Below are 7,607 nucleotides of genomic sequence, written 5' to 3'. Positions count from 1 at the left end.
CCCGACATCGCGATTGCCTCGGCGCGCGAGGCTGCGCGCACTGCGCCCACGCTGGAAGCGCTACGCGAGCTGATGCAAGGCTTCGAGGGTTGCGCGCTGAAGCACACCGCGACGCGATTGGTATTTGCCGACGGCAATCCGCAGGCGCGCATCATGTTCGTCGGTGAGGCGCCGGGCCGCGACGAGGACATCGAGGGGCTGCCCTTCGTCGGGCGCAGCGGCAAGCTGCTCGATCTCATGATCGGCGCGATCGGCCTCAACCGCAGCACGGCCTACATCGCCAACGTGATTCCGTGGCGGCCGCCCGGCAATCGCACCCCGACGCCGCAGGAGACGCAAATCTGCCTGCCCTTCATCCAGCGCCAGATCGAACTGGTGAATCCCGACGTGCTGGTGACGCTCGGCAATCCCTCGACGCAGACGCTGCTCGGAACGCGCGAGGGCATCATGCGCACCCGCGGGCGCTGGTTCGACTACGAGACGGGGGCGCGCACCATCCGCGCGCTGCCGACGTTCCATCCGGCCTATCTGCTCCGCTCGCCGTCCTACAAGCGGCTGGCCTGGCAGGATCTGCGCGCGATCGCCAAGGTGCTGACGGGGTAGCGAGCTCTCGTGTCCCGGACGCGGTGCGGCACGCAGTGACGCTCCGCAGAGCCGGGACCCAGAAAGCAACACAGTACGATGCGGCGGGATGGCCCCGGCTCTGCAGCGCACCGCCGAAGAGGCGCTGCGCAGCGTCCGGGGCACGAGACCTACGTCCTCACGTCCCCTTCGGCCGCACGATGGCCCAGCCGACGCGCAGGAGCTGCTGGCGACCGGTCACCAGCCATTCGAAGGCGCGCGGGACTTCCGGGACGATGCCGGGAAAGCGCTTGAGGATGTCCGGCGGCGGCGTGCCGGCGGTATCGGAAGCGCGCCAGACCACGACGCCGCCGGTCTCGCTGAATTTGGCCTGATTGATCCACGGCGTGCGCGCAGGGTCGGCGTCGATGAAGAGATGCGGCCGGCCGGAATGCAGCGTGATCAGGCTCGCAAGCGAGGTCTCGCCGGCCACCGCACGCAGGCGATGGTTGGTGCGGCGGGCAAAGCTCTCGTCGAAGAAGTCCGAGATCGCGCGCGCCGGCATCGAGGTCGCGATCTCGTTCGTGCCGGTCCAGGGCAGCAGCAGGACGGCGAGCACGACGCCGACGGCCGGCGCCACGACGGCGGCGGCCCAGACCGTCCGCAGCATCCGCGCACGGCGCATCGCGATGAGATCGCCGGCTGCGACCACCACGGCAAGCCCGGACACAACCAGCACGACGCCGGCGCCGCCGACGACGGAGTCGAGCCCGAGCAGGCCGGAGATGAGCACCGCGCCCAGCGCCGGCGCCAGCGCGAAGAAATAGACGAAGTTGCGCGCCATCGGCTCGACCGGTGGTCGGTAGATGATCGGCGGCTCCTCGCCCTTGCCGGCGAACAGCCCGGTGTTGAGGAAGGTCAGCGCCGGGATCGCAGCGGCCCCGAGCACGAGGCCGCCGAACAGCCACGCCGCATGCAGGGCGCGGGCATCCAGCTCCGCAACTTGCGGCAAGGCCGGCATCACCAGCGTCTCGGCGCGCATCAGCCAGACCGCGTAGGGCAGCGCCAGCACCGCGACGACAACAAGCGCGAACAGCGGATCGAGCGCGCGCAGCGTCCGGCGGCCGCCGGCGGTCGAGACCGCGAAGACGACGAGCAGCAGCAGCAGGAAGATCGCCGCAGGCGTCGTCAGCAGCAGGAGACCGGCCTCGATCGACCAGGCGAACCAGGCATTGCCGCGACGCTGGCCGATGATCTGCCAGGAGTGCAACAGCAGCAGCGCCCAGAGCGGCCGGGCCAGGACAAGCGGGCCGAAGTCGAGCGCCGACGAGGAGAAGGCGAGCACCGTCATGGTCAAGAGCACCGCGAGCACCGCCTGCTGCGAGCCGACCACGGCGCGGGAGAGATGATAGAGCGCAATGAACGTCGCGATCTCGCAGAGCTCGGCGAGCACATAGACGCCGAACATGTGGCCGCCGGCGGCGCGATAGGCGATGTCGGCGAGCCAGACCGGCAAGGGCGGACCGAGATCGGTGCCGACCTGGTATTCGCGTCCGAAAGCCAGGAGCGTCGCAAGGCTGCCAGGCGGGCTGCGGTAGAACACCAGCGCCACGAACAGCCACATCGCGGCCTGCAGCAGCACGGCGATCCAGACGATCAGCCGCGGCCGGGCGCGAATGAGCTCGATGACCAGGGAGGTAAACCGCATGCAACGCCCGAAAGATGCAGCCAACCCGTCCAGCCGGCCCTATTCGCTCACAAACACTTTGATAAGGGGCGCTGCGCGTTGTGGCAACGACGGTTTCCTCGTCATGCCCGGGCTTGTCCCGCCTGGCTAACTCTAGAGATTCGCCGACGCGTCGATTTCGACGCTGGCTTCCACCGGCACCTCGACCTCGGTCACCGCAAACAGATCCGGCACCGGCTCGACGGTCCACGGCATGTGCTTGGCGCGTGCGGCCGCGACCGGGGCGAAGAAGCGGCGGTGATGGACGGAGGGGCCGAGGCGGTCGAGCGCGTCGAGGTGCTCGGGGACGGCGTAGCCCTTGTGCTGCTCGAAGCCGTAGCCGGGACAGTCCTGCGCCAGCGCGCACATCAGGCGGTCGCGCGTCACCTTGGCGATGATGGAGGCCGCCGCGATCGACAGCACGATGCCATCGCCGCCGATCACGGCTTCGCAATCGCAAGGAGTGTCGAGCCGGTCGCGGCCGTCGACGAAGACGTGCCTGGGCGCCTCCGGCAGTGCCACGACGGCGCGCTTCAGCGCCCACAATGAGGCGCGCAATATATTGTCGCGGTCGATTCGCGAGGGCGAGGCGACGGCGACCGAGACCTGGGCGGTGGCGCAGATCTTGTCGAACAGTTTTTCGCGCTCCTCCGCCGTCAGGCGCTTGGAATCGTCGATGCCGCGCGGGATGCGGTCGGGGTCGAGAATCACGGCTGCAGCCACCACGGGGCCGGCGAGCGGCCCGCGGCCGGCCTCGTCGCAGCCGGCGACCGGCCAGACGCCGCACTTGATCAGCGCGCGCTCGCGCCGGAAGCTCGGCGGTGCGACCGCGATAATGCCTTTCTTGCCTGCGGGAACGGTCGTTGTTTTGGTCGCAGGCGCTTTGCCGGCCTTGGCGGGCGCTGCCTTTTTCGCAGCGTCCTTCCTTGCCGCGTCTTTGGCCGGTGTCTTGGCGGACTTGTCCCGAATCATGGCGGGGATCGTGCGCAAGCGGCCCGGCCGGCGCAACCGGGAACCCCGCGCAATTCCCGTTATTCAGGCCGCCCTATTCTGCCAGATGCACCCGCCGGTCCTCGCCGACCTCGATGCCGGGTGCGACCACGACCTCCCAGGGATGGCCGTCGGGATCGGCAAAATAACCGGAATAGCCGCCGTAATCGGTCTCGTGCGCGGCCTTCGCGAGCTTTGCCCCCTTGCCGAGGGCAAAGGCCAGCACTGCATCGACCTCCTCTCGGGTCCGACAGTTCCAGGCGATCGTGGTGCCGCGGAAGGTCGACGGCCTCGGCTGGTCCGGCAACGCCGCGTCGGCCGCGAGCTGATCCCAGGGATACAGCGCGAGCACCGGACCGCCGGTATCGTAGAACGCCACCGCCTCACCGGTCGCCTGCAGCCGGCGCGAGAACCCGAGCGCGTCGTAAAAGGCGATGCTGGCGCGGATATCGCTGACACCGAGCGTGATGACGGTGAGCCGCGGCACCGGAGCCGAAACTTGCTTACTCATACGACACCTCTTCCACACTTCCCGCTCAGAACAGGCTCAGCTGATCGCCGTTCCGCTTCGGCCGGGCAAAATGATCCGTGGTCAGCTTGGAGCGCCTTTTGTTGAGGCCGAGCCTGTCGCAGGCGATCTCGAAGCGGCGGCCGATGGTCCAGGCCATCGGTCCGGTGCCCTTCATCCGCTCGCCCCATTTCGCATCGTAGTCGCGGCCGCCGCGCATGTCGCGGATCAGCGTGAAGACGTGGCGATAGCGGTCCGGATAGTTCGCCATCAGCCATTCGCGGAAGAGATCGCGCACCTCCAGCGGCAGCCGCAGCAGCACGTAGGAGGCCTCCTTGACGCCGGCATGGGCGGCCGCGTCCAGGATGCGCTCGATCTCGGAATCGTTCAGCGCGGGGATCACGGGCGCGACCATCACGGTGGTCGGGATGCCGGCGTCCGAGAGCTGCTTCAGCGCTTCCAGCCGCTTCGGCGGCGTCGAGGCGCGCGGCTCCATGGTGCGCGCCAGCTTCGGATCGAGCGAGGTGACCGAGATCGCGACCTTGGCGAGGTTGCGCTTGGCCATCCGCGCGAGAATATCGATGTCGCGCACCACCAGCGCCGATTTGGTGACGATGCCGACGGGATGGCCGGCACGCTCGAGAACCTCGAGGATGCCGCGCATGATTTTGCGCTCGCGCTCGATCGGCTGATAGGGATCGGTGTTGGTGCCGATCGCGATCATCCGGGGCTCATAGCCGGTCGCGGCGAGCTCCTTCTCCAGCAGCGCCGGCGCCTCGGGCTTGACGAACAGTTTTGACTCGAAGTCGAGCCCCGGCGACAGGCCGAGATAGGCATGGGTCGGCCGCGCGAAGCAATAAACGCAGCCATGCTCGCAACCGCGATAGGGATTGATCGAGCGATCGAAGCCGATATCGGGGGAATCGTTGCGGGTGATCACCTTGCGTGAGGTGTCGACGCCGACACTGGTCTTGAACGGCGGCAGCTCTTCCAGGCTCTGCCAGCCGTCGTCGAAGGCGACGCGCGCCTCGGCCTCATAGCGGCCGCTGGCATTGGACTGTGCGCCCCGCCCTCGCCTGCGCGCGCGGTCGATGGCGACGCCAAGTTCTGGAAAGTCAGAGTCCACACCCGCCGGCTCGGAGGGCGCCTTGACCGGCGGGTGCTTGAGAGCATGAGACGATGCTGCTGGACTCATGAAGCCAGGATAGCACGACAACGGAACAAATCAAGAACACAAACAAAAAATGGGAAAACAACCCCATGCAAAGTAGGCCGCCCAAATTTCGGGCGCGGTCCTTTGACCTCACGCAACACCCCCGTCATGACGATCTCGTTTGATGCCGGTCAGGGATCAATCGTCGCGGAACAATGTTGGTGACGATCGCCGGGTGAAGGTCAGCAGGAACATGACAAATCAACAACAATCGGCCGCGGCAAGCAGCAACCTCGACCTCCTCGATCGCTACTGGCGCGCCGCAAATTACCTCTCCGTCGGGCAAATCTACCTGCTCGACAATCCGCTGCTGCGCGAGCCCCTGCGGGCCGAGCACATCAAGCCGCGCTTGCTCGGCCATTGGGGCACGACGCCCGGCCTGAACTTCATCTACGCCCATCTCAACCGCGTCATCCGCGCGCTCGATATCAGCGTGCTCTATGTCTGCGGTCCCGGCCATGGCGGTCCCGGCATGGTCGCCAACACCTATCTGGAGGGCAGCTACAGCGAGATCTATCCCGACATCGCGCGCGACAAGGACGGATTGCGCAAGCTGTTCAGGCAGTTCTCGTTTCCCGGCGGCATTCCGAGCCACGCGGCAGCGGAAACGCCGGGCTCGATCCACGAAGGCGGCGAGCTCGGCTACGCGCTGGTGCACGCCTACGGTGCAGCGCTGGACAATCCTGATTTGATCGTGGCTTGCGTGGTCGGTGACGGCGAAGCGGAAACCGGCCCGCTCGCTGCCTCCTGGCACTCCAACAAGTTCCTGAACGCCGCGCATGACGGCGCGGTGCTGCCGATCCTGCATCTGAACGGCTACAAGATCGCCAATCCGACCGTGCTCGGGCGAATGCCCAACAGCGAGATCCGCGATCTCTTCCGCGGCTTCGGCCACGAGCCGCTGTTCGTCGAGGGTGATGATCCCAAATTGATGCACCAGGCCATGGCGGACGCGCTCGACGTCGCGCTCGCCAGCATCCGCTCGATCCAGCAGCACGCACGGGACGGGCGCAAAAGCGTCGAGCGGCCGCGCTGGCCGATGATCGTGCTGCGCAGCCCGAAGGGTTGGACCGGTCCGAAAGAGGTCGACGGCAAGAAGGTCGAGGGTTTTTGGCGCGCGCATCAAGTCCCGGTGGCGGGCTGTCGCGAGAACCCGGCGCACCTCAAAGTGCTCGAAGACTGGATGCGCAGCTACGAGCCCGAAAAGCTGTTCGACCAGAGCGGCGCGCTCATTCCAGAACTTCAGGCGCTCGCGCCCGATGGTATCAGGCGCATGGGCGCCAATCCGCATGCCAATGGTGGCCTGCTCAAAAAGGAGCTGAGGCTGCCGGACTTCCGCAGCTTTGCCATCGAGGTGCCGCAGCCCGGCGGCGCCATCGGGGAAGCGACGCGCGAGCTCGGCAAATTCCTGCGCGACGTCATCCGCCTCAATGCGAAGGAGCGCAATTTCCGCATCATGGGCCCGGACGAAACCGCGTCAAACCGGCTGGACGCAGTGTTCGAGGAGACCGAGCGGGTCTGGATGGAGCCGATCGAGCCCTATGACGTGCACCTCGCGCAAGACGGCCGCGTGATGGAAGTCTTGAGCGAGCATCTCTGCCAGGGCTGGCTCGAGGGCTATCTGCTCACCGGCCGCCATGGTTTCTTCTCCTGCTACGAGGCCTTCATCCACATCGTGGATTCCATGTTCAACCAGCACGCCAAATGGCTGAAGGTCACGCGCGATCTGCCATGGCGGCGCCCGATCGCCTCGCTCAACTATCTCCTGACCTCGCATGTCTGGCGGCAGGACCATAACGGCTTCAGCCATCAGGATCCCGGCTTCGTCGATCTCGTCGCCAACAAGAAGGCCGACATCGTTCGCATCTACTTCCCGCCCGATGCCAACACGCTGCTGTGGATCGCCGATCACTGCCTGCGGACCTACAACCGCATCAACGTCATCGTCGCCGGCAAGCAGCCGGCGCCGCAATGGCTGTCGATGCAGGACGCTGCCACGCATTGCGATGCCGGCATTGGCATCTGGAGCTGGGCGGGGACGGAAGATGCGGGCCAGGAGCCCGACGTGGTGATGGCCTGCGCCGGCGACGTCCCGACGCTGGAGACGCTCGCCGCCGTCGACCTGTTGCGCAAGGCGCTGCCGGATTTGAAGATCCGCGTCGTCAACGTCGTCGATCTCATGACGCTGCAACCGAAAGACCAGCATCCGCACGGCCTGTCCGACCGCGACTTCGACAGCCTGTTCACGCGCGACAAGCCTGTCATCTTCGCCTATCACGGCTATCCCTACCTGATCCATCGGCTGACCTATAACCGCACCAATCATGCCGGCATGCATGTGCGCGGCTTTGCCGAGGAAGGCACCACGACGACACCGTTCGACATGGTCGTGCTCAACGAGCTCGACCGCTACCACCTCGCGATCGAGGCGATCGAACGCGTGCCCGGGCTCGCGGCCAAGGCTGCGCAAGCGAAGCAGCAATTCCGTGACAAGCTGATCGAGCATTCGCGCTATGTGCGCGAGCACGGCGAGGACATGCCTGAGATCCAAGGCTGGGTCTGGCCTAACAGCTCCGACGGCAATACCCCGGCCGAAGCCGGCGACTAGC

The 7,607-nt window shown here is 66.5% G+C and carries 6 protein-coding genes; 2 read left to right on the top strand and 4 right to left on the bottom strand.

From position 1 onward, the window contains the following. On the top strand, positions 1 to 603 hold a 603-nt coding region (locus tag XI03_RS34840), incomplete at its 5' end, for a uracil-DNA glycosylase (protein WP_271594614.1). Positions 604 to 760: 157 nt separating this feature from the next. Here XI03_RS34840 and XI03_RS34835 read toward each other — a convergent pair. The 4 genes from XI03_RS34835 to XI03_RS34820 all read right to left on the bottom strand — a co-directional run bounded on the left by XI03_RS34835 (position 761) and on the right by XI03_RS34820 (position 4,980). Then, the gene (locus XI03_RS34835; RefSeq protein ID WP_028141667.1) at positions 761 to 2,269 is read right to left on the bottom strand and encodes a glycosyltransferase family 39 protein; all 1,509 of its coding nucleotides are present in this window, start codon (positions 2,267 to 2,269) and stop codon (positions 761 to 763) included. 132 nt (positions 2,270 to 2,401) lie between these two features. Continuing rightward, a complete protein-coding gene (locus XI03_RS34830) occupies positions 2,402 to 3,259 on the bottom strand; it encodes a ribonuclease HII (protein WP_271594613.1) in 858 nt (285 codons plus the stop codon). Positions 3,260 to 3,332: 73 nt separating this feature from the next. Further along, a complete protein-coding gene (locus tag XI03_RS34825; protein ID WP_271594612.1) occupies positions 3,333 to 3,788 on the bottom strand; it encodes a VOC family protein in 456 nt (151 codons plus the stop codon). 25 nt (positions 3,789 to 3,813) lie between these two features. Next, complete coding sequence (locus tag XI03_RS34820) at positions 3,814 to 4,980, bottom strand: PA0069 family radical SAM protein (protein ID WP_028141670.1); 1,167 nt, start codon at positions 4,978 to 4,980, stop codon at positions 3,814 to 3,816. 211 nt (positions 4,981 to 5,191) lie between these two features. On the opposite strand from XI03_RS34820, the gene XI03_RS34815 reads away from it, so the two are divergent. After that, positions 5,192 to 7,606: a phosphoketolase family protein gene (locus XI03_RS34815; protein WP_271594611.1), complete on the top strand. Its 2,415-nt coding sequence runs from the start codon at positions 5,192 to 5,194 to the stop codon at positions 7,604 to 7,606. Position 7,607: the final 1 nt, after the last annotated feature.

The sequence above is a fragment of the Bradyrhizobium sp. CCBAU 65884 genome, assembly GCF_028128835.1.
GTDB lineage: Bacteria > Pseudomonadota > Alphaproteobacteria > Rhizobiales > Xanthobacteraceae > Bradyrhizobium > Bradyrhizobium ottawaense.
This window is presented reverse-complemented; position numbering and strand designations above follow the sequence as displayed.

Bases quoted from the DNA above. Each gene is read 5' to 3' on its own strand.
- XI03_RS34830 (WP_271594613.1), bottom strand. From the start codon at position 3,259: ATGATTCGGGACAAGTCCGCCAAGACACCGGCCAAAGACGCGGCAAGG.
- XI03_RS34835 (WP_028141667.1), bottom strand. From the start codon at position 2,269: ATGCGGTTTACCTCCCTGGTCATCGAGCTCATTCGCGCCCGGCCGCGG.
- XI03_RS34815 (WP_271594611.1), top strand. From the start codon at position 5,192: ATGACAAATCAACAACAATCGGCCGCGGCAAGCAGCAACCTCGACCTC.
- XI03_RS34820 (WP_028141670.1), bottom strand. From the start codon at position 4,980: ATGAGTCCAGCAGCATCGTCTCATGCTCTCAAGCACCCGCCGGTCAAG.
- XI03_RS34825 (WP_271594612.1), bottom strand. From the start codon at position 3,788: ATGAGTAAGCAAGTTTCGGCTCCGGTGCCGCGGCTCACCGTCATCACG.